This is a genomic window from Flavobacterium sp. ZE23DGlu08 (assembly GCF_030505335.1).
Classification (GTDB): domain Bacteria; phylum Bacteroidota; class Bacteroidia; order Flavobacteriales; family Flavobacteriaceae; genus Flavobacterium; species Flavobacterium algoritolerans.
In genome coordinates this window covers 937,648-957,822 of the sequence record NZ_CP130045.1, presented here as the reverse complement: position 1 = coordinate 957,822, position 20,175 = coordinate 937,648, and the positions used below count along the sequence as shown (strand labels likewise).

Sequence of the window (20,175 nt, the reverse complement as noted above, 5' to 3'; positions counted from 1 at the left end):
TTTAAAATAATTGTTGTTGCAACCATAATTTCTGGAATTTTGATTGCCCGTCATAATTCTCGGCCTGTAACTTAATATTGAATTTTCTATCTCTTGGGTCGTTGCCAACTCCTGAAACATACATCCAATTCCCGTAATTGCTGTGTACATCGTAATCAATAAGCATCGCTTCAAAATAAGCCGCTCCTATGCGCCAATCTAACAAGAGATTTTTTGCAAAATAGGAACCTACATTTTGTCTGCCACGATTGCTCATCCAGCCTGTTTGTTGCAATTCAATCATATTGGCATTTACAAAAGGCTCTTCAGTTGTGCCGTTAATCCAATTTTTTATCGCTAATGGATTGTTTTTCCAATCGTATTTTTTGTCTAAAATCCCTCCAATTTTAAAAATCGAATTCCCGTTTTTCATCGAAACGTATTTAAAATAATCTCTCCAAATCAGTTCAAAAATCAACCAATACGTAGAATCATTTTTCTCGATTTGTTGCTCGTATTTGACAATCTCCCAATAAATGGTTTTCGCCGAAATTGAACCGTTTGCCAACCAAGGAGAAAATTTCGAACTAAAATCAGTGCCAATTAATCCGTTGCGAGTCAATTTATAAACACTTAGTTTTTTGGTTTCCCAAAAATATTGCTCCAACCTTTGTAACGCTTCATTTTCACCACCACGAAAAGGAAAAGCTGTTCTGGAATCCATTTGAAAGTCAGTAAATCCTAATGTTTCCATCGTAGGAATTACAGTTTTATTTGCGATCCAATTTTCTTCAGACATCTGTTGAACTGCAAATTCAGGTCTGACTTTTGTCGATTTTTCACACTGATTTCTGAATTGTGTAAAAACATTTGGAATCGATTGAATTTCAAACGGAATGTCTTCAGGATGAAATAAGAACTGATTGTAAGTTGCTTTAAACGATACTGAACCCGATATTTTCGATTTGATATTATATAAAACTTCCATTTCTTCACTCGTCCATTCTTCTTGGAAGTAAACAGAATTGATTTCATTTTGAGTTACAATTTCCGGAATAGAATCTTCGGGTTTTTGATGATACACCAAAAGAGGAATATTCAATTTTTCCAGATTTTGTCTCAATACTGTCACAGACTCAATTAGAAATTTGGCTCGAAATTTTTCTGTTTTTTTAAAACCAAATCTTGTTTGTTCAAAGTGTCTTGGATCAAAACAATAGACGGCAATTACTGTGTCATTTTCTTGTATCGCATTTGTCAAAGATTCATTATCATGGACTCTGAGATCATTTCTAAACCAAACTAACCCTTTTTGTTTCTCTTGCATTTTTCGCTACAATATTTGACTTCCTTCCAAACTTTTTCCCATTTTTTCCGCCAGCTAAAAGGTCGGTTACAAACCAAACACATTTTTGAAGGCAGATTTTCCTTTTTCACTAGTTGTATTTTTGATATTCATTGACAACAATTGTCGCTTTCAAATCAAACATTAAATTGTATAACCCAAAGAACGTTCTGTTCATATAAATGAAATGTTTGGAACCTCGATTGCCATTCATTTTTCTAAGATTGGTATCTTTTGAAAATCGTTCGCCCAATTGTGCGATGCTTTCAAAGAATGCTGCGTCCGAGAAATCAAACGTTTCGGTTTGAAAAGGTTTCGTGAACAGCGATAACAAATCGTAAAACATTTGAGTAAAATATTCCACTTCCTCTTTGGAATCATCCGCTCTAAGGATTTCCAATTCGAATAATTTTTGACTAAAAAGTTTCTTGTTGTCAATCACTTCTTTGTTTATTAATTCGAAATAAGGAATATAAAAGTCATTGGGAATTTGTTTCATACAACCAAAATCCAATGCTACTAATTGGTTTTTATCGTTTACCAAGAAATTTCCAGGATGCGGATCAGCGTGTACTTTTCTTAAAATATGAATCTGATACATATAGAAATCCCATAAAGCCTGACCAATTTTGTCCGCGATTTCTTGATTGTCATTTTTATTAGTAAATTCCGATAGATGAATTCCTGTCATCCAATCCATCGTGATAATCTTCTCAGATGAAAATTCAGAATAGTAATTTGGGAAAACCAGATTCTCAATCTTTTTACAGGCTTCAACCACTTCTTGGCTTTGTTTTAATTCCAATAAATAATTGGTTTCCTCAATCAATTTGTCCTCCACTTCCTTGAAATACTTGTCAGAATCTTTTCCTTGAAGGTTAAACATTCTGATTGCAATGGGTTTTACCAAAGCCAAATCAGATGAAATACTATTGGCTACGCCAGGATATTGAATTTTCACAGCCAGTTTTTTTCCGTCTTTTACTGCGAGATGAACTTGTCCGATACTTGCGGCGTTAACGGAATTTGCGTTGAACTCATCAAAAATCTCATACGGTGTTTTGCCAAAATTTGTCTTGAACGTTTTCAATACTAATGGAGCCGAAAGTGGCGGAACAGAAAACTGTGACAATGAAAATTTTTCTACATAAGCCTGTGGCAAAAAACTTTTGTCCATACTTAGCATTTGTGCGACTTTGAGCGCACTTCCTTTCAAACTTTTTAGTCCGTCATAAATATCTTCGGCATTATCTTCGTTGAGTTTATCACGAGTCAAATCAGAATTAACCATTTTTTCTCCGTAGTATTTTAGATAATTGACGCCAACTTTTGCACCGGTTTGCACCAGTTTTGTGGCCCTTTCAATTTTTGAGGTAGGAATGTAGTCTATCGTTTTCATTACTTGTTGTATATTTTTTCTTTGAAAATAAATTTTCCAAAGTCTATTAAGCTATCCAGCGGTGCAATATTCATTAATTCAAAAGAGGCTTTTACAGACTTCTCAATATAGATATCAGTTTTTTCAAAAGCTGGTGAAGAATCATCCAACCAGAATTTTAGCGTCAATAAAAGTTGAATCCATGACGTTTCCTGAAACGCTTTCTCCTGGAATTTTTGAATTTTTTCTTGTTGCGTTCTAAAGTCGTCTGAGATTATTTCGATAAGATAATTTTTAAAACTATTTCTAAGTTCAGAAAGCTGCATCAGTTTTTTTAATTGATTGTTGTGTTCTTTTAAAACGAGCACGACATAACTTCTGTTCGCAGTTAGAATTTCAAAAAAAGTAAAGTAGAAGCTGAGCATTTTACTTTTCATATCATACATCTCATATTCCTTGTTTTTGTTGAGCAATTCTACCGTTTTTTCTAAAAACATTTTAAAAATCTCTTTTTCGATGCTTTCTATTGTTCCAAAAAATGAATAGAATTCCGCTTCCGTAAAGTCATTCATTTTTGCAAAATGATATACGGATTTCGGTTTTTCACTATGATCGAGAACATAGTTCATATAAAGTGAAACTATTTTGTCCTTTGTTAGTATTGTTTTTTTAGCAGCCATTTTTAGTATATTTCAAATTAAAGTATAAAGGTATGAAATGTTTAACTATATATTAATAAAGTTAAACAAAATTTAATATAATTTTATATCGTTATAAATCATTAGCTTTACACTATCATGAAAAAAAATGTTTTAATAAGCGGAGGTTCGGGATTTATCGGTAGCCATTTAACAGGTTTATTGATCGCGAAAGGGTATTCAGTATCTATCCTGAGTAGAAGTGAGAAACAAAATAAAGGAGACATTTTCTATTACAAATGGGATGTCGCAAATCAGACTATTGACGAAAGCGCCGTTTTAAACGCGGATTATATTATTCACTTAGCAGGAGAAAATATCGCTGAAAAAAGATGGACCGTTAAACGTAAAGCAGCTATTATCGATAGCCGGGAAAAATCTACTCAATTGTTGTATTCTGTTATAAAAAAAAACAACAAAAAACTGGACGCTTTTATTTCAGCATCAGCTGTAGGTATTTATGGAGCCGTAAATGGCGAAGAGATTTGTTCAGAAAACACGCCACCAGCAAATGATTTCTTGGGTTATACCTGTCAGAAATGGGAAGGAGCTTTGGATTTTATAGAAAACCTAAACATTCGTACCGTAAAAATCCGTACTGGATTAGTATTAGGGAAAAATGATGGTTTCTTAAAAAAACTTATTCCCTTGTTCAAGTTTAGATTGGGTTCTGCATTGGGTTCTGGTAAGCAATATATGCCATGGATTCATGTAGATGATTTGTGTAACATCTATCTTCAAGCGGTTTTAAATCCTAATATGGAAGGTGCATATAACGCAGCAGTAAATGATAATACGACCAATACTATTTTTTCTAAAACGTTGGCTCGTATTTTTGGCTATGCTATTTGGTTGCCCAATGTTCCTGCTTTGGTATTAAAATTGGTAATGGGTGAAATGGCCGTAATTGTCTTGACCGGTAGAAGGGTGTCCTCTGATAAGATTGAAGAAACGGGTTTTCAATTTAAATTTAAAAATCTGGAAGAGGCTTTAAAGGATTGTTTAACAAAATAGATTTATTGTAAGACACAAATGAGTTGTGTGTTGACGCTTTTGGATATTTTGCTGCGAACTATAAAAGGAATTTCAATCATAAAATCATCCGTGTTTAAGGGGAACTCAGAGATAAGTTCAATTCGCTTATCCACTTTTTTTAGGATGCCACTAATACCTATTTTTTTTGTTTTGCCATGAATGGTGATTTTCCCGTTGATTTGATATTGTTTAGGAACTGAATTGATGTTTTTTAAATCAAATTTTTCAATTTTGCCTTTAAAAACTGCTCTTGGAAAGCGTTTGCTTTCCATGTAGTTTTCATTAAAATGTTCTTCCATCAGGCTTCTTTGAAATTTGAAGTCTTTAATGTTCATCCAACAGGCTATCTGTCCTGTTTTAGTTATCAAAATACAGGTTGTTTTTTCATTACTTGCTTTTACTTCTTCAAATAAGGGAATTGAAGCCTCAAAATGTATGATTGCTCCATAAGTCACCATTTTATCTTGTGCAAAAGATTTAATTGCAATAATGAGTAGTACTATTAGAGTAATTTTTTTCATAATGATTTATGAATTAAATTACTTAAAGTTACGAAATTTACCGATGAAATAAAAGTATTGAACGGTTGAAAAAATCACCAAATGAGTTAATTTTTCTCGGTTTTTTTAATCAGAAATTAAAGTATAATTGGGAATGTAATATTCGTAGAAAAGTATTTTTTACAAAAGTGTTAGTTATCGATTGACTTAATTATAATTCTAACTTTATGTTGTATTTTTTTAAGCTTTCTAATGATTCTTCTGAAGTGTAATCAAACTTTTCTTCATGAAGGTCTTTTTCCTTTTTCAAGGCGATTTGTTTGATGCAATTGCAAAAACGACGTACTTCACTCATATTAGATAAAATTAATCCGGGAACAAGCATGCTATTGCCTTCTTTGTCTTTGGCAACCATCGTAAAATAAGAAGAATTGCAATGTTTAATTTTTCCCGTTTGAATATTCTCTGCTTCTACACGAATGCCAATAATCATGGAACTATTGCCTACGTAATTCACGCAGGCTTTCATTGTAACGAGTTCACCTACTTCTATTGGTTTGAGGAAATTGACCGTATCCACGGATGCTGTTACGCAATAATTTCCTGAAAATTTTGATGCACAGGCAAATGCAATCTGATCTAATAAGGATAAAATATAACCACCATGAATTTTCCCGCTAAAATTAGTGTGTGACGGCAACATCAATTCTGATATTCGAATATTTGAGGATGCAACGGTTTTAAAAGTACGGTTCATTTATTTTATTTTAAAAGGAGAATTTACTTTTTTGACTTCTGTTATAAAATAGCGTGTATCGCCCCACCAAGGAAATGTCCTGTAGCGTTCTACATAAGCTACCTGAACATATTGTCCTTCGAATTCTTGTAAGTCAGTAATTACTTTTTCCTCACTGTCCAATACCGAAAAAGAGAAAATTTGTGCCCCGGAAATCCCTTGACTTATTTCACCTTCCCAAGTTTTGAATGCAACTCCTTTGCGGCTCACTTTTATTAATTCGCCTGAACGTACTCCTTCGCTATACGTGGCAGTGTATAAAAAAGCGAAATAACCGGCAACTGATACAATAAGTATTAAAGTTATAACCATTAAAAATTTTCTCATTTTTGTTTAGTTTAAAAGTTGATTTTCGTCTTTTTCTGCTCTATTTAATATACTTTCTGGAAGTGCTTTTTTCGCTTTGGCTCCCATTTTTTTCAATTTCTCTACACTTACGATTAAGTTTCCTTTTCCTTCTACGAGTTTATTCATAGCGCCGCTGTATTCAGTTTTGCTTTCGTCTATTTTCTTTCCAATTCGGATTAAATCCCCAACAAAACCTTCAAATTTGTCATACAAAGCACCAGCTTGACGTGCAATTTCAAGTGCGTTTTCCTGCTGCTTTTGGTTGGTCCACATGCTGTCAATCGTTCGCAAAGTAGCTAATAATGTCGCCGGAGTAACAATTACTATGTTTTTCTCGAATGCTTTGTTGTATAAAGTCGTATCCTCGTTCAGAGCCATCGCAAAAGCCGGTTCGATAGGAATAAATAACAAGACAAAGTCAGGACTTTCTATTTGATATAAATCTTGGTAGTTCTTATTGCCCAATTGCTCTACGTGGCGTTTGATGGAGTTAACGTGTTCTTTTAAAAATCCAACTTTTACATCGTCATCTTCTTCATTGATGTATTTTTCATAAGCGGTCAAAGAAACTTTAGAATCGACAATCATCTTTTTACCGTCCGGCAGATTGATGACAACGTCAGGAAAAACACGATTTCCATCTTCGGTAGTGAACGCTTGTTGCACTTCATATTCACGTCCTTTTTCTAATCCTGATTTTTCAAGAACACGTTCCAAAACCAATTCGCCCCAATTTCCTTGCATCTTGCTGTCGCCTTTCAAAGCCTTGGTCAAGTTGAGGGTTTCCTTGCTCATTTGTATATTCATTTCTCGTAAGCCCAGAATCTGTTGGCGCAAAGCCGCATGATAATCAATGCTTTCTTTGTGCGTGTCTTCGACTTTCTTTTCGAACAATTGAATTTTATCCTGTAAAGGTGACAAGATATTTTTCATGTTTTCCTTGTTCTGTTCCGTAAATTTATTAGATTTTTCGTCTAATATTTTGTTGGCGAGATTCTCAAATTCTTTAGTGAATTTTTCTTGTAGTTTCTCGACTTCTTCTTTTTGTTCTTTGTTGCGTTCCCAAAGATTCTCAAAATCAACTTCTTTCTTAGAAAGCTGAATCGCCAAACTGTCTTTTTCACTTCGAATGCTTTCTTTCTCGACATTTGCATTTTCTAATTGCTTTTCAAAAGTTGTTTTATCAATGACAATCTGCTCTTTTAGTTGGTTGAATTGGGAAGTAAAAGCAATTAGTTTTTCTTCTAAACTGATTTTTTCCGATTGGAATCGGGCGGAGAAAATGAGTTTGCCAATAAAAATACCAATAGCGAGAGCAACGATGAAAATCAATAAAAACGGAAGCATATTTGACATAAAATTTCTTTTTGTAAGTTTGTAAAAATAAACAAAAGTTTCCTTCTTTCCTTTCGGAAATCAAAATAGTATCTCAAGTTTTAGTATTCATGGATTTGTAAAATTAGTTGCCAATTAATTTTTATACTTTAAAAAATATGCAGGATAAATCTTTAAAATTGAATTCTCGTTTTTTTGCAATTATTGCTATTGTCGGTTGGTTTGCGGTTGTATTACAATTGTACCTTATCATTATCAATCGGGTGGTGTCACTTTCGGAAACGATTGTTCGGTTTTTTAGTTTTTTCACCATTCAAACGAATATTTTGGTGGCAGTTTGTTTTACTTTTCTTTGGCTGAAGCCAAAATCCAAATGGGGGTTGTTTTTTTCGAAACCTAAAAACACAACAGCAATTACGTTATACATCACCATTGTAGGACTTGTTTACAATGCAATTCTTAGATTTTTATGGGCGCCAACGGGTTCTCAAAAAGTAGTGGATGAGTTGTTGCATTTGGTTATTCCAATTTTGGTTTTACTCTATTGGATTCTATTTGTACCTAAGAAAACATTGGAATTCAAAGACATTTTTCCGTGGTTAATTTTCCCTGCGGTGTATTTGGTTTACACATTAATTCGGGGCGCTTTTTTTAGTTTTTATCCCTATCCATTTATAGATGTGATACTTTTGGGTTATGACAAAGTATTGATTAACAGTTTTTTTATGCTGCTGGCTTTTCTTTTTTTTGGAACTTTATTCATAGGGATTGGGAAAATAAAAAAGGCCAATAGGAATTAGATTCGTATTGGCCTTTTTCAACATAATCAACTTTTATTCATCCAGTTTTATATTTCCTCGGTCTTCCTTATTATCAGGATGGGAATTTGGATAACGGTTTGGAATGATATCAGAATTATGATCTTTATTTTCGACCATTTTTTTAGCTTGTTCTTCAGAGACATTTGCAATATCAGAACTTAAATTTATAGGAGTACTATCCTCATTTTGTTCTAAAGTTCCGTCTATATTCCGTGCTCTTTGGACAATTTTTTGATTTCCATGTGCATCAGTTTCTACTTCTGATTTTAAATGTGATACTTCAGGATTCGTATTTTGGGCTAGATTCTGACCGCTAAATCCTTCATTTATATTTTGCTTATTATTTGTTTTTTTTGAACCTAAATCATTGCTTTCCATACTCTTTAATTTTAAAGCTAATACTGTTAGCTTATATAAGATTACGCCTTTTAAACGAAGGAATTCAATCATTTAACATAGCTTTTGGTTTACACCAATAAATGTATGGCGACACTATTTTAAATCCAGAGAAAACAAAACTATCTTTGCACGCACAACTAATACACTAAAATGTCTCATTCTCATTTCATCATTCATAAGCCTTACGGGTATCTGAGTCAGTTTATTTACGAATTAAAAAGAAAAAAGAAACTGCTGGGTGAATTGCACGATTTCCCAAAAGGAACGATGGCAATAGGGCGTCTTGACGAAGATTCCGAAGGATTGTTGCTGTTGACCACAGACGGGATGATGAGCGAAATCATTCGAAGCAAAAAAGTCGACAAGGAATATTATGTCCAAGTCGATGGCATTATCAATCAGGAAGCCATTGAGCAATTGCAAAAAGGAGTCGAAATAGGTTTCAATGGCACGAAATACATCACGAAACGGTGTAAAGCTTTTTTGATAAACGAAATTCCCGCTTTTGGCGCAAGAGGAAAAAAGATACGCGATGAACGTCACGGTCCCACTTCTTGGGCTTCGATAACGGTAAATGAAGGGAAGTTTCGCCAAGTCCGAAAAATGACTGCCGCTGTTGGTTTCCCTACGTTACGATTGGTTCGTGTTCGAATAGGAAACGTACATCTCAATGATTTACAGGCAGGAGAAGTTTTGGAAGTATCTGATTTTGCAGTCGATTCGAATGAAAAATAACAATAAAAAATAACAATAATTGCAATGTTAAACATCGTTTTAGTAGAACCTGAAATCCCAAATAATACCGGAAATATAGGCCGATTGTGCGTAGGCACCGAAAGCCGTTTGCACTTAATTCATCCTTTTGGATTTGTCATTAATGATAAAAACCTGAAACGTTCCGGATTGGATTATTGGGTGCATCTTGATGTTACTGAATATCAAAATGTAGCCGAATGGAAAGCACAAATTCCTGATTTATCCCGAGTTTTCCTGATGAGTTCCCATGCCAAAAAATCATATCTGGAGACTGATTTTCAGGATGGAGACTGGTTGGTTTTTGGAAAAGAAAGTAAGGGTTTGAGTGAAGCTGTTTTAAATGAATTCCCCAACCATCTGACAATTCCTATGTCATCGTTAATCAGAAGTTTTAATATAGCAAATTCTGTTGCGTTTGTCATTGGCGAAGCAAAAAGACAAATAGCTAGTAGACTGTGAATTGTAAATTAAAAGTTGTAAAAAAGTAAGGCTATTTTGTGGTTGAAATTTCATATATTTGAATAGGTCATTCTGGATCTAATTGTGTTTTTTCTCCCTTAAAACGTACTTTTTATGATTGATAAAATTACTCTTAGAAGCACCATTTTCAAACATTTAGACGGTTTGGTTACCGCTCCCGTTGCGCATGTTTTGTATGAAAAAGGGGTACTGTCCTATATTCTTGACAAAAAAGAAGTCACGCTTTCGGAACTTTCGGAACACTTTAAAGCCAATGAAGGTTATCTCAATGTGGGTTTGCGTGTTTTGTGTTCGCAAGGATTCCTGAATTATCACATCAATACTTCCACAGACCAAATTACGTTTGCCATAAACGAAAAAAGCGCGATTGCTTTTCCTATGTTCTATTTGTATGAAGACGTGCTTGATTTACTGCATTTCACGATGCAATTTCGCACGCGATTATTAGACGATATTCCATTCGTTCGATTGGGTTTAATTTTCGATTTGTACAAAAAAAATTATGGAATTTCATTTTCGAATGATGCGCTGACCAATGAAATTCAGCATCAGATTCTAACGCACATTGAAGGTTCTTTGGTTGGACCAATATTAGTAAGACTGGGTATGAGCGGTATGTTTCATAAGTATTTTATGGAGATTTCCTTCCGTCCTGAAGAATTTCATAAATCTCCCGAGAATTTCAAAATTATATTAGATTTCTTTGCAGATTTAGGTTGGTTTACCCAAAAAAAAGGCAATTACCAGTTTACGGAAAAGGGGTTGTTTTTTGCCAAAAGGGCTTCTGCTTATGGAGTTACGGTTTCCTATTTGCCTACATTTAGTAAAATGGAGGATTTGATTTTTGGTAACCCAAATATACTCCGAACGGTGGCTGAAGGCGAAGATGAAATTCATGTGGACCGAGAAATGAATGTTTGGGGAAGCGGAGGTGCGCACGATACTTATTTTAAAGTCGTAGATGAGATTATCATCAAATTATTCAATTTACCAATAGAAGATCAGCCGAAAGGAATTCTCGATATGGGTTGTGGCAATGGAGCATTTATTGAACATATTTATAATGTAATCGAACGACAAACCCTTCGCGGAAAAATGCTGGATGATTATCCTTTATTCTTGGTTGGTGCCGATTATAATCAGGCGGCCTTGAAAGTAACCCGAGCCAATTTAATCAAAGCCGATATTTGGGCCAAAGTAATTTGGGGCGATATTGGTCAACCCGATTTGTTAGCCAATGACTTATTGGAAAATTATAACATTGATTTGAAAGATTTACTGAATGTGAGAACCTTCTTGGATCATAACCGAATTTGGGAAATGCCAAAACATGTTACCAAAGACAGAGTAAGTCATTCAACAGGAGCATTTGCGCATAGAGGAGAGCGAATCAGTAATGGTCTTGTCGAAGATAATCTATTGGAACATTTGAACAAATGGTCGCCTTACGTTCGGAAATTCGGGTTATTAATGATTGAATTGCATACGATTGCTCCAAATTTGACTGCTGCTAATTTAGGCAAAACGGCTGCTACGGCTTATGATGCCACGCATGGTTTTTCGGATCAATACATCGTTGAAATTCCCGTTTTGCACAAAATCGCTGCTGAAGCGGGATTGTATCCGGATGCTAATTTCTTTAGGAGATTCCCAGACTCAAATCTTGCAACAGTGAGTATAAATTTATTGAAAGGGAATGGTTAGTACGATTTTGGACGGAATAAAATGTTGGAACTAAACAATCATGAATTTTCCTTTTTCAGCGTCAAAAACAATATGTTCGTCTTTGAATAAGGTATTGAAACTTCCTTTTGCAATAAAATTACAAGGCTCGTCTTGAAGCACTGTTTCTGGAGTCATAATGATCATTTCGTCACTCAATTGTATCGCCATATCAATATCATGAGTAGAAAATAAAATGCATTTTCCGGTTTCATGAGTAAGCTTTTTCAAAAGTTTGAATAAAGCCACCTTATGTAATAAATCCAAATGGGTAGTGGGTTCGTCCAAAATTATTAATGGAGTATCCTGTGCCAAAGCTCGTGCAATTAATACTTTTTGCAATTGCCCATCACTAATTTCATAATGTTTTTTTGTGGCTAAATGACTGATTTGTGTCAATGCCATGGCCTCGTTAACTTTAACAATATCAATATCAGATAAAGTTCCCATCCAATTGGTGTAGGGCTGTCTTCCTAAAGCAATGAGTTCAAAAACGGTTAAATTACTGGGAGGCAATTTTTCGGTTAAAACGATACTTAGGTTTTGGGCCAAGTTCAAAGGTTCGTAATCAGTAATTTTCTTTTCATTCAAGAAAACTGCACCGGAAAGTGGTTTCTGGATTCCAGTTATCGTTTTTAAAAGCGTTGATTTTCCAATGCCATTCGCACCAATTAAAGCAATCAGTTTTCCTTTTTTTAAAGCAATAGAAATATCCGAAGCCACTACGATTTTCTCTTTTTTATGAGAATAACCAATGCTAATTTGAGACGCTTGTAAGATGATTTTGTTTTCCATTAGGCAATCATTTTTCGTTTACTAACCAATAGCCAAATCACAACTGGAGCTCCAATTATAGAAGTTACAGCATTGATTGGTAAAGTGATCTCCAATCCGGGCAATTCTGAAATTACATCACAAATAAGCATAATTGAAGCGCCTAAAAGTAAGGTACTCCAATACAAAACCGAATGGTTACTGGTTTGAAACACTAATTTTGCTATGTGCGGAACTGCCAGTCCTACAAAGGCAATTGGACCTGCATACGCCGTGATGCTTCCTGCTAAAATGCTTGTTGCAAAAATAATAATTAATCGTGTTTTTTTGAAATTCAAACCTAAACTACGCGCATAATTTTCACCCAAAAGCAATGCATTAAGTGGCTTGATGCTAAATAGACTTAATAATAAGCCAATCCCGACACAAATTGTTAGAATTAATATAGAAGACCAAGACAAATTGCCTAAGTTTCCCATAGACCAAAACGTGAATTTCTGCAATTGTTCAGCGGAACTAAAATACGTAAGAACGCCTACTATTGCGCTGGTAAAACTACCAAACATCAATCCCACAATTAAGATGGCCATTGTATCGCGAAGCCTTTGGGAAACCATCAAAACAGCGAGTAATACAACTGAACTTCCTATAGTTGAAGCTAAAACCACTCCATAAGAGGATAATAAAATGGTACTTAAAAAAGGTGGAAGTAAGCTCGCTCCTAATAGTACAAAAGCAACGCCTAAACTGGCACCGGAACTCAGCCCTAAAACATAAGGTCCTGCTAATGGATTTCGAAACAGAGTTTGCATCAGCAAACCACTTATAGATAATCCCATTCCAACAAGAATTGCAGTAATGGCTTTGGGTAAACGATAATTGATGATGATATATTCCCAGGTGGATTTACTCGCTTGACCTCCAGTTAAACTAGTATAAATTTCTTTAAAAGGTATCGTGATGGAACCAAAACTAATGTTTACAAAAAACAATAGAACAAGCCCTAAAGTAAGCAAGAAAAATAGAATCGTATTTCGTTTTTGATTCGCCAATTTAATTTAGTTTTTGTGCAAAAGTAAAAGTATAATTTGGAAGCAGTTCAGGATGGAAGATTTTAATGTAATCTTTCAAGACTAAATCGGGTCTGCTTGGTGCTAATTCATAATAAATAGTTCCTCTTGTTGCACCTAATTTACTTTCAAAAGTATACACATTTTTAGATTTAGAAGCGTCAAACTGACTGTAATGTGGATTACTGTTTTCGAATTCAGCAATACTTTTAAAAGAACCTGTTGCAATCCAATATTGCGCCGTTTTTGCTTTCTCTAATATTTTTTCAAAAGGCAAACTAAGACTTCCTGTTCCTTTAACATTTGCCCACAAATAATTTGCTTTGGCATCTTTCATGAATTGGGCTACCCAGCTATTTCCTCTTGCTACATACCATTGCTCTTGATACATTGATCCATACAAAACGGTTGCTGTTGGTTTTTGGGTTGCAACCAATTGTATCGCGTCATTGTAATTTTTAACGATTTCATCAAAAAGCGTTTTGGCTTCTTTTTCTTTTCCAAATAAAGCACCGTAAAGCTTAATCCATTCTGCTTTACCCAATGGAGTTTGTTCCATCCAGTCCGCTTGTACGAGTACATTAAGACCACTTTTTTGTAAATTATCAATCATCGGATTGTTGTTGTCAACGCCAAAAGTTACTATTAAATTAGGCACCAAATCAATGAGTTGCTCCATGTTTAATTTTTCGTTTTGTCCTATGTTTTTTACAGCGCCACCATCAATTAGTTTTCTGGTTTTTTCAGAAGAAACATAATCGGTATGAGGGAAACCCACCAGTGATTTTTCAACTCCCAGCATTTCCAAAAAAGGAATATTGGTCGTTGAGGTAACGACGATTGATTCTAAAGGAACTGAAATTGTGGTGTATTTTTGCAGGCTATCAGGAATGCTGCCGTTTTTTTCTTTTAATATATAAGTGAAGTTTTTATTGGCTTCAGGCCAAGGATTTGAAACTGTCACTACTGAATATCCTTCGTATTTATTAATAGAAAGTCCCGAGGCATATTCTATTGCATTTTTTGAATCAGTACTTTCTTTTACGGTTAGGTTTTCGCTTTTTTTACATCCAACGAAAGTTGAAAAAGAGAGAACAAAAAGGATTAATTTAAAGGTGAATTTCATGATTTAATTTTTCGATAGCGACAAAGGTATACCAAATTTATAAAATTTCTTGTTTATTTTTAGCAGTAAAAAATTGAACAAATACTATCTTTACGAAATGAATAGCATTAAAGTCAAAAACTGTTCTACTTGCGGAACTCCTTTTAATTGTGGGGACACACCTGAAGGAAGTAAATGCTGGTGCAACAATTTTCCACCCATTTTTACTCCGTCAGAAGTGGTGGATTGCTTGTGTTCCAGTTGTTTTACAACTGCCTGCTCTACTAAAATTGACGAATATGTTGCAACACTATCTTCTGAAACTGCAACGGATAATAAAGCCAAAGATTTACCCAAAACGACGAATCTCATAGAAGGAATTGACTATTATTTAGAAAATGGGAACTATGTTTTTAAAGCTTGGTTTCATCTAAAAAGAGGTAATTGTTGTGGCAATGGATGTAGACATTGTCCGTATAAATAATTATAAATTGTAAATTATCAATGATGAAAGATAATATTGTTAAAACCAAGAGTTTTGATTTTGCTGTACGAATAGTTAGATTATATCAATATCTATGTTGTGATAAAAAAGAGTTTGTGCTTTCAAAGCAGCTATTAAGATCTGGGACAAGTATTGGTGCTATGATTCGCGAAGCAGAACATGCCGAGAGCAAGCACGATTTTATTCACAAGTTTGCAATTGCACAAAAAGAAGCTAATGAGGTTGTTTATTGGTTAGAATTATTAAAAGCTACGGATTATTTAAATGAGAAAGAATATGAAAATATAAATAACGATGCAATATCAATATTAAAACTTATAACAAGTATTATTAAAACGACTAAAGCAAAAGTTGATACCAAGAAATAAGTTATTCAATTAGCATAAAAGATGTTACTACAATTTACAATTAATAATTTACAATTAGAATGATATATTTAATAACTGGCGGGGAACGCTCCGGTAAAAGTAGTTATGCCGAAAATTTAGCAAAAGAATTATCGGATAAACCAATGTATGTGGCTACAGCCCGAAAATGGGATGATGATTTCCAAAAGAGAATCGATCGCCATCAAAAAGATCGGGACGAACGATGGATTAATATTGAAAAAGAAAAACACTTGAGCGAAATTGATTTTTCGGGAAAAGTAGCTATCGTCGATTGTGTTACGCTTTGGTTAACGAACTTTTTCGTGGATACTAAAAACGATGTTCCCTTGTGCTTAGAAGAAGCTAAAGCCGAATTTGATGCTATTGCCAATCAAGAAAATGCGACAATTATTATTGTAACCAATGAAATAGGGATGGGTATTCATGCCGAAACTCATATTGGTAGAAAATTTACCGAACTTCAAGGTTGGATGAATCAATATATAGCTGCAACTGCCGATACCGTTGTGCTTATGGTTTCTGGAATTCCTGTAACGATAAAAGAAAAAAAATGAAATGGCTATGATCTTACAATATTAAATTCAAAGAAATATTGCCTCATAGCGTATTACATATTCAATTAAAAATCAATAAATAACTACATATGAATTTTGTAACTTCTTGGAGTGGCGGAAAGGACAGTTGTTATGCAATGATGCAAGCAATTCAGCAAGGATTTATTCCAAAAGTGTTACTCAATATGATGAATGAAAACGGGAAAGTGTCTCGTTCTCATGGCTTGCCATTGTCTATATTGAATCAACAAGCTCAAAAAATGGGATTGCCTCTGCAAGGTATTCCCGCAACTTGGGGCGATTATGAAACCAAGTTTATAGCAGTTTTGAAAATGCTAAAAGCTGAATATGATTTGGAAGCAGCCGTTTTTGGTGACATTGACTTGCAACCGCACAAAGATTGGGAAGACAAAGTATGTGCCGCAGCATCGCTAAAAGCAATTTTACCTTTGTGGCAACAAGACCGAATTGCTTTGGTAAATCAAATGCTTGAAAACGGAATTGTAACGATGATTGTTTCTTGCAATACAATTATGGGAGAACGTTATCTGGGTAAAATTTTGACCAAAGAATTAGCACAAGAATTACATGAAAAAGGAATAGATCCTTGTGGTGAAAATGGGGAGTTTCATACTTTGGTAATTAACTGTCCGTTATTTTCTGGAGCGATTGAATTGCCTGAATTCACCAGAATTACCTATGAGAATTATTGTTTCATCGTTTGGGAAGAAGTATAAAAACAAAATTATTTTAAGATGACTTATTTAGATGAAATTTTAAAATCCCGTCGTGACACCCGTCATTTTACGGAGGATCAAGTACCAGATGCTGTTCTTGAAAAAGCACTGCAAGCTGGACATTGGGCGCCTTCAGTGGGTTTGACTGATGCTACAAAATATTATCTGATCAAGTCGCCTGAAATGAAGAAAGCCATTAAAGATTTGTTTTTAGATTATGATAAAAAAGCAATTTCGCTAACTGATAATGAACAACAAAAACAAGCGTACAAAGACCTTAAGTTAGAAGCTATAGAAGAAGCTCCGCTGGGATTGGTCATTTGTTATGACCGCTCGGTTTTAAATAATTTTACGATTGGAACTGTCGGGAGTAATGAAGCGGTAAAGTTCAGCTCTGTTTGTGCTGCGCAAAATATTTGGCTATCCTTAACGGAGCAAGGCTATTCCATGGGATGGGTTTCTATCTTGAATTACTATCAGTTCAAGCAATTATTAGGTTTACCTGAAAATATGGAGCCGTTGGGGTATTTTTGCGTGGGAAAACCAGCTACTGACTATGATAATCAACCCATGTTGCAACAACTGAATTGGAAACAAAAGCAAGAAATTCCACTAGTTGAGGAAATCACTGTTTTGCATGAAAATAAGGTGGAGAAAGTATTTTTTGATGCTAAAAAAGAAATAGATGCTGCTGCTTTTGCAAATGCGTTACAACATAAAATCGACCAAAAAACAAAACCAACGGGTTCATTAGGAATTTTAGAAGTACTCGCCAAACAAATCGGGATGGTATTTCAAACTTTGGAACCAAAAATCACAAAACCTAATCTGGTTGTTTTTGCCGCGGATCACGGAATTGCAAATCATGGTGTAAGTGCTTATCCGCAGGATGTAACGAGACAAATGGTGAGTAATTTTTTGATAGGTGGCGCAGCTATCAATGTGTTTTGTAAACAAAATAAGATTCAATTAGCTATTGTGGATGCAGGTGTGAATTATGATTTCCCTATGAATACGGATTTGATTTCGGCTAAAGTAGGGAAGGGAACCAACTCCTTTTTACAAGGACCTGCGATGAGTAAAACAGAAGTTGAATTGTGTTTTATGAAAGGAAGCGAAATTGTTACCACTATTGCAAAATCGGGCAGTAATTGTATTGGTTTTGGCGAAATGGGCATTGGTAACACGGCTACAGCTTCGGTTTTAATGAGCATTATTTTAGAATTGCAAATTGAAGATTGCGTAGGAAAAGGCACTGGTGTAAATGATGAACAGTTGATTCAAAAAATTAATATCCTTAAAAAATGCATTGCCAATTATAATGGTTCAGATGATTTAGAGAGCAAATTAGCTTATTTCGGAGGATTTGAAATCATGCAAATGGTAGGTGGAATGCTTCAAGCTAAGGAAGTAAATATGTTGATTCTAGTGGATGGCTTTATCTGTAGTGTTGCTTTTTTAATTGCCTTTAAAAAGAATCCATCTATTACTGAAAATGCTATTTTTTGCCATTCTTCCGCTGAGCAAGGGCACCAAAAAATATTAGATTACCTCGGAGTTCGTTCCCTGTTGCGACTCGATTTACGGTTGGGTGAAGGCACGGGTTGCGCCATTGCTTTTCCTATAATTGAGTCGGCTGTAGCATTCTTGAATGACATGGCGAGTTTTGAATCTGCGGGGGTTAGCGGTCGGTAGAGACGCCTGTAGAGACGCACTGCAGTGCGTCTCTACAGGAAAATAAAACAAAAAATAATTCCAAAAATGAAAAAAGAACTACACATATTTTTTACAGCATTAATGTTTTACACCAGGATTCCGTGTCCTGCAACCATCGATCATAATCCGGATTATTTGAATAAAGCGTCCCGTTATTTTCCATTGATTGGTTGGATTGTCGGCAGTGTGGCTTTTGGAGTATATTGTGTTTTTAATTATTTAGTTGCTCCTGAAATTGCGGTAATCTTCTCTATGATTGCCTCCGTTTTAGTTACCGGAGCTTTTCATGAAGATGGTTTTGCTGATGTTTGCGATGGTTTTGGCGGCGGTTGGACCAAAGAAAAAATACTAATGATTATGAAAGACAGCGCCATTGGTGCGTATGGCGCGATTGGTTTAGTGCTGTTGTTAGTGCTTAAATTTCAAGGGCTGACTCAATTAATTGATGTCTCGGATAATCCTAAATTTATAATTTATAATTCACAATTTATAATTCTATTACTTCTTGTTTCTGCGCATTCCATCAGTCGATTAGCAGCGATTTCAATTGTTTTTACCCATCAATATTCACGAGAAGATGCTACAAGTAAAAGCAAACCAATCGCACAAAGTTATTCTTGGAAAGAAGTGGCAGGAGCGTTCTTTTTTGGATTGCTTCCATTAGTTATTTTGTCTTATTTTCAGTGGCAAATGCTGTTGGTTTTAATCCCTGTTTTCCTGACACGATTCTTTTTGGCGCGTTATTTTCAGAAATGGATTGACGGATATACAGGGGATTGTTTGGGCGCAACCCAACAGGTTTGCGAAGTGGTTTTTTACATATCAGTTATTGCATTATGGAAGTTTATTTAGTACGTCACACGGAAACGGTTTGCGAAAAAGGAATTTGTTATGGACAATCCGATGTGAAAATCATGGAGCCTTATGACGCTGTTTTTCAGTCTGTTTTGGGTCAATTGCCTCAAGATGCAATATTGTATTCCAGTCCTTTACTTCGCTGTGTGCTTTTGGCAAATTATATCAAATACAATTCAGAGATTACTGCTGTAAACGAAGATTTCCGTTTAATGGAAATGAATTTTGGCGATTGGGAAATGAAAAATTGGGATGTAATTCCACCTGATGATTTTACACCTTGGATGACTGATTTTGTAAATGTTCGTGTGCCGAACGGTGAATCATTTACGGATTTGCATAATCGAGTAATTGATTTTATGCATAATGAACTTCAAAGAACGAATTCAAAACCAGTAATTATTGTGGCCCATGCTGGAGTGATACGAAGTTTTTTATGTAAAATTTCGGATTTACCGCTGAAAGACGCTTTTCAGAATAAAGTAGATTTTGGAGCTGTAATTAAAATTGAATTATAAAATCCGCAATTATTTAGGTTATTAACTTAATATAATTTTATCTTTGCTGCCGTATTGAGGTTGAGGTTTGTTTTTTTCAAACCACATTAAAAGGGAATCAGGTGATAGATTTCAAGTTTTAGATTTCAGATTTCAGGATTTAAATCCTAAATCAAGAATCCTAAATCTTAAATCAAAAATCCTGAGCTGTACCCGCAACTGTAAGCTATCAAGCTTGTTGTTATCTACAAAACCATTGTTCGCCGCAGCGAATGAGAAGGTAAACAACAAGACGCAAGCCAGGAGACCTGCCTATTACATCGAGTATCAAACTTTCGGGAAAAAAGGTTTGGGTATGGGTCATTCTATGCTTTTCTCCCC

The 20,175-nt window shown here is 34.9% G+C and carries 25 protein-coding genes and 1 riboswitch; of the genes, 12 read left to right on the top strand and 13 right to left on the bottom strand.

Annotation, left to right across the window (positions count from 1 at the left end):
- Position 1 precedes the first annotated feature (1 nt).
- From Q1W72_RS04220 to Q1W72_RS04205, 4 genes are read right to left on the bottom strand one after another with little or no spacing between them, the layout of a single operon-like run.
- Positions 2–1,306 (bottom strand): DASH family cryptochrome, encoded by a 1,305-nt coding sequence (locus Q1W72_RS04220; protein WP_099716069.1) that lies wholly within the window; start codon positions 1,304–1,306, stop codon positions 2–4.
- The gene (locus Q1W72_RS04215; protein ID WP_099716068.1) at positions 1,282–1,416 is read right to left on the bottom strand and encodes a DUF2256 domain-containing protein; all 135 of its coding nucleotides are present in this window, start codon (positions 1,414–1,416) and stop codon (positions 1,282–1,284) included. Before Q1W72_RS04215 ends, Q1W72_RS04220 begins: the two co-directional genes overlap by 25 nt.
- Complete coding sequence (locus tag Q1W72_RS04210; RefSeq protein ID WP_099716067.1) at positions 1,416–2,723, bottom strand: AarF/ABC1/UbiB kinase family protein; 1,308 nt, start codon at positions 2,721–2,723, stop codon at positions 1,416–1,418. Before Q1W72_RS04210 ends, Q1W72_RS04215 begins: the two co-directional genes overlap by 1 nt.
- Positions 2,723–3,382: a TetR family transcriptional regulator C-terminal domain-containing protein gene (locus tag Q1W72_RS04205; protein WP_121341273.1), complete on the bottom strand. Its 660-nt coding sequence runs from the start codon at positions 3,380–3,382 to the stop codon at positions 2,723–2,725. The genes Q1W72_RS04210 and Q1W72_RS04205 overlap by 1 nt, the downstream gene beginning before the upstream one ends.
- Before the next feature lie 117 nt (positions 3,383–3,499).
- Between Q1W72_RS04205 and Q1W72_RS04200 the strand changes: the two genes are divergently transcribed.
- A complete protein-coding gene (locus tag Q1W72_RS04200) occupies positions 3,500–4,414 on the top strand; it encodes a TIGR01777 family oxidoreductase (RefSeq protein WP_302137442.1) in 915 nt (304 codons plus the stop codon).
- Between the two features lie 2 nt (positions 4,415–4,416).
- On the opposite strand, the gene Q1W72_RS04195 is transcribed toward Q1W72_RS04200, so the two are convergent.
- The 4 genes from Q1W72_RS04195 to rmuC all read right to left on the bottom strand — a co-directional run bounded on the left by Q1W72_RS04195 (position 4,417) and on the right by rmuC (position 7,435).
- Positions 4,417–4,956 (bottom strand): YceI family protein, encoded by a 540-nt coding sequence (locus Q1W72_RS04195; protein WP_099716064.1) that lies wholly within the window; start codon positions 4,954–4,956, stop codon positions 4,417–4,419.
- Positions 4,957–5,146: 190 nt separating this feature from the next.
- Positions 5,147–5,692, bottom strand: coding sequence for an acyl-CoA thioesterase (locus Q1W72_RS04190; protein WP_099716063.1), 546 nt, complete (start codon positions 5,690–5,692; stop codon positions 5,147–5,149).
- Entirely contained in the window at positions 5,693–6,058 is a 366-nt protein-coding gene (locus tag Q1W72_RS04185) for a 6-phosphogluconate dehydrogenase (RefSeq protein WP_099716062.1), read from the bottom strand.
- Between the two features lie 6 nt (positions 6,059–6,064).
- The gene (rmuC, locus tag Q1W72_RS04180) at positions 6,065–7,435 is read right to left on the bottom strand and encodes a DNA recombination protein RmuC (protein ID WP_099716061.1); all 1,371 of its coding nucleotides are present in this window, start codon (positions 7,433–7,435) and stop codon (positions 6,065–6,067) included.
- Between the two features lie 137 nt (positions 7,436–7,572).
- On the opposite strand from rmuC, the gene Q1W72_RS04175 reads away from it, so the two are divergent.
- Positions 7,573–8,214, top strand: a complete 642-nt coding sequence (locus Q1W72_RS04175) for a Pr6Pr family membrane protein (protein ID WP_099716380.1) — start codon at positions 7,573–7,575, stop codon at positions 8,212–8,214.
- 33 nt (positions 8,215–8,247) lie between these two features.
- Here Q1W72_RS04175 and Q1W72_RS04170 read toward each other — a convergent pair whose 3' ends face one another.
- Positions 8,248–8,685: a hypothetical protein gene (locus Q1W72_RS04170; protein WP_233206923.1), complete on the bottom strand. Its 438-nt coding sequence runs from the start codon at positions 8,683–8,685 to the stop codon at positions 8,248–8,250.
- 99 nt (positions 8,686–8,784) lie between these two features.
- Between Q1W72_RS04170 and Q1W72_RS04165 the strand changes: the two genes are divergently transcribed.
- The 3 genes from Q1W72_RS04165 (at position 8,785) to Q1W72_RS04155 (ending at position 11,574) form a co-directional block, all read left to right on the top strand.
- The gene (locus tag Q1W72_RS04165; protein ID WP_099716060.1) at positions 8,785–9,369 is read left to right on the top strand and encodes a pseudouridine synthase; all 585 of its coding nucleotides are present in this window, start codon (positions 8,785–8,787) and stop codon (positions 9,367–9,369) included.
- Between the two features lie 24 nt (positions 9,370–9,393).
- Positions 9,394–9,849, top strand: a complete 456-nt coding sequence (locus Q1W72_RS04160; RefSeq protein ID WP_099716059.1) for a tRNA (cytidine(34)-2'-O)-methyltransferase — start codon at positions 9,394–9,396, stop codon at positions 9,847–9,849.
- A 114-nt stretch (positions 9,850–9,963) separates the two neighbouring features.
- Entirely contained in the window at positions 9,964–11,574 is a 1,611-nt protein-coding gene (locus Q1W72_RS04155) for a class I SAM-dependent methyltransferase (protein WP_099716058.1), read from the top strand.
- 30 nt (positions 11,575–11,604) lie between these two features.
- Here Q1W72_RS04155 and Q1W72_RS04150 read toward each other — a convergent pair whose 3' ends face one another.
- The 4 genes from Q1W72_RS04150 to Q1W72_RS04135 form a co-directional block, all read right to left on the bottom strand.
- A complete protein-coding gene (locus tag Q1W72_RS04150) occupies positions 11,605–12,387 on the bottom strand; it encodes an ABC transporter ATP-binding protein (protein WP_099716057.1) in 783 nt (260 codons plus the stop codon).
- Entirely contained in the window at positions 12,387–13,418 is a 1,032-nt protein-coding gene (locus Q1W72_RS04145; RefSeq protein ID WP_099716056.1) for an iron ABC transporter permease, read from the bottom strand. The genes Q1W72_RS04150 and Q1W72_RS04145 overlap by 1 nt, the downstream gene beginning before the upstream one ends.
- Before the next feature lies 1 nt (position 13,419).
- Positions 13,420–14,562, bottom strand: a complete 1,143-nt coding sequence (locus tag Q1W72_RS04140) for an ABC transporter substrate-binding protein (RefSeq protein WP_099716055.1) — start codon at positions 14,560–14,562, stop codon at positions 13,420–13,422.
- A 90-nt stretch (positions 14,563–14,652) separates the two neighbouring features.
- A complete protein-coding gene (locus Q1W72_RS04135; RefSeq protein WP_233206937.1) occupies positions 14,653–14,913 on the bottom strand; it encodes a hypothetical protein in 261 nt (86 codons plus the stop codon).
- On the opposite strand from Q1W72_RS04135, the gene Q1W72_RS04130 reads away from it, so the two are divergent.
- From Q1W72_RS04130 to cobC, 7 genes are all read left to right on the top strand, one after another.
- Positions 14,831–15,025, top strand: coding sequence for a DUF5522 domain-containing protein (locus Q1W72_RS04130; RefSeq protein WP_233206936.1), 195 nt, complete (start codon positions 14,831–14,833; stop codon positions 15,023–15,025). The genes Q1W72_RS04135 and Q1W72_RS04130 overlap by 83 nt on opposite strands.
- A gap of 23 nt (positions 15,026–15,048) precedes the next feature.
- The gene (locus Q1W72_RS04125) at positions 15,049–15,414 is read left to right on the top strand and encodes a four helix bundle protein (protein WP_121341306.1); all 366 of its coding nucleotides are present in this window, start codon (positions 15,049–15,051) and stop codon (positions 15,412–15,414) included.
- A 59-nt stretch (positions 15,415–15,473) separates the two neighbouring features.
- Positions 15,474–15,989: a bifunctional adenosylcobinamide kinase/adenosylcobinamide-phosphate guanylyltransferase gene (gene cobU, locus Q1W72_RS04120; RefSeq protein ID WP_099716052.1), complete on the top strand. Its 516-nt coding sequence runs from the start codon at positions 15,474–15,476 to the stop codon at positions 15,987–15,989.
- A gap of 89 nt (positions 15,990–16,078) precedes the next feature.
- A complete protein-coding gene (locus Q1W72_RS04115) occupies positions 16,079–16,726 on the top strand; it encodes a diphthine--ammonia ligase (RefSeq protein ID WP_099716051.1) in 648 nt (215 codons plus the stop codon).
- A gap of 18 nt (positions 16,727–16,744) precedes the next feature.
- Positions 16,745–18,421 (top strand): nicotinate-nucleotide--dimethylbenzimidazole phosphoribosyltransferase, encoded by a 1,677-nt coding sequence (gene cobT, locus Q1W72_RS04110; protein WP_302137441.1) that lies wholly within the window; start codon positions 16,745–16,747, stop codon positions 18,419–18,421.
- Positions 18,422–18,487: 66 nt separating this feature from the next.
- On the top strand, positions 18,488–19,294 hold the full coding sequence (locus tag Q1W72_RS04105; protein WP_302137440.1) for an adenosylcobinamide-GDP ribazoletransferase: 807 nt from the start codon (positions 18,488–18,490) through the stop codon (positions 19,292–19,294).
- On the top strand, positions 19,279–19,815 hold the full coding sequence (gene cobC / locus Q1W72_RS04100) for an alpha-ribazole phosphatase (protein WP_099716048.1): 537 nt from the start codon (positions 19,279–19,281) through the stop codon (positions 19,813–19,815). Before Q1W72_RS04105 ends, cobC begins: the two co-directional genes overlap by 16 nt.
- Before the next feature lie 46 nt (positions 19,816–19,861).
- Positions 19,862–20,125, top strand: a riboswitch (cobalamin riboswitch).
- Positions 20,126–20,175 lie beyond the last annotated feature (50 nt).

Coding starts and splice junctions, on each gene's coding strand:
- Q1W72_RS04220 (WP_099716069.1), bottom strand. CDS start 1,306: ATGCAAGAGAAACAAAAAGGGTTAGTTTGGTTTAGAAATGATCTCAGA.
- Q1W72_RS04210 (WP_099716067.1), bottom strand. CDS start 2,723: ATGAAAACGATAGACTACATTCCTACCTCAAAAATTGAAAGGGCCACA.
- Q1W72_RS04205 (WP_121341273.1), bottom strand. CDS start 3,382: ATGGCTGCTAAAAAAACAATACTAACAAAGGACAAAATAGTTTCACTT.
- Q1W72_RS04200 (WP_302137442.1), top strand. CDS start 3,500: ATGAAAAAAAATGTTTTAATAAGCGGAGGTTCGGGATTTATCGGTAGC.
- Q1W72_RS04195 (WP_099716064.1), bottom strand. CDS start 4,956: ATGAAAAAAATTACTCTAATAGTACTACTCATTATTGCAATTAAATCT.
- Q1W72_RS04190 (WP_099716063.1), bottom strand. CDS start 5,692: ATGAACCGTACTTTTAAAACCGTTGCATCCTCAAATATTCGAATATCA.
- Q1W72_RS04185 (WP_099716062.1), bottom strand. CDS start 6,058: ATGAGAAAATTTTTAATGGTTATAACTTTAATACTTATTGTATCAGTT.
- rmuC (WP_099716061.1), bottom strand. CDS start 7,435: ATGTCAAATATGCTTCCGTTTTTATTGATTTTCATCGTTGCTCTCGCT.
- Q1W72_RS04175 (WP_099716380.1), top strand. CDS start 7,573: ATGCAGGATAAATCTTTAAAATTGAATTCTCGTTTTTTTGCAATTATT.
- Q1W72_RS04170 (WP_233206923.1), bottom strand. CDS start 8,685: ATGATTGAATTCCTTCGTTTAAAAGGCGTAATCTTATATAAGCTAACA.
- Q1W72_RS04165 (WP_099716060.1), top strand. CDS start 8,785: ATGTCTCATTCTCATTTCATCATTCATAAGCCTTACGGGTATCTGAGT.
- Q1W72_RS04160 (WP_099716059.1), top strand. CDS start 9,394: ATGTTAAACATCGTTTTAGTAGAACCTGAAATCCCAAATAATACCGGA.
- Q1W72_RS04155 (WP_099716058.1), top strand. CDS start 9,964: ATGATTGATAAAATTACTCTTAGAAGCACCATTTTCAAACATTTAGAC.
- Q1W72_RS04150 (WP_099716057.1), bottom strand. CDS start 12,387: ATGGAAAACAAAATCATCTTACAAGCGTCTCAAATTAGCATTGGTTAT.
- Q1W72_RS04140 (WP_099716055.1), bottom strand. CDS start 14,562: ATGAAATTCACCTTTAAATTAATCCTTTTTGTTCTCTCTTTTTCAACT.
- Q1W72_RS04135 (WP_233206937.1), bottom strand. CDS start 14,913: ATGAGATTCGTCGTTTTGGGTAAATCTTTGGCTTTATTATCCGTTGCA.
- Q1W72_RS04125 (WP_121341306.1), top strand. CDS start 15,049: ATGAAAGATAATATTGTTAAAACCAAGAGTTTTGATTTTGCTGTACGA.
- cobU (WP_099716052.1), top strand. CDS start 15,474: ATGATATATTTAATAACTGGCGGGGAACGCTCCGGTAAAAGTAGTTAT.
- Q1W72_RS04115 (WP_099716051.1), top strand. CDS start 16,079: ATGAATTTTGTAACTTCTTGGAGTGGCGGAAAGGACAGTTGTTATGCA.
- cobT (WP_302137441.1), top strand. CDS start 16,745: ATGACTTATTTAGATGAAATTTTAAAATCCCGTCGTGACACCCGTCAT.
- Q1W72_RS04105 (WP_302137440.1), top strand. CDS start 18,488: ATGAAAAAAGAACTACACATATTTTTTACAGCATTAATGTTTTACACC.
- cobC (WP_099716048.1), top strand. CDS start 19,279: ATGGAAGTTTATTTAGTACGTCACACGGAAACGGTTTGCGAAAAAGGA.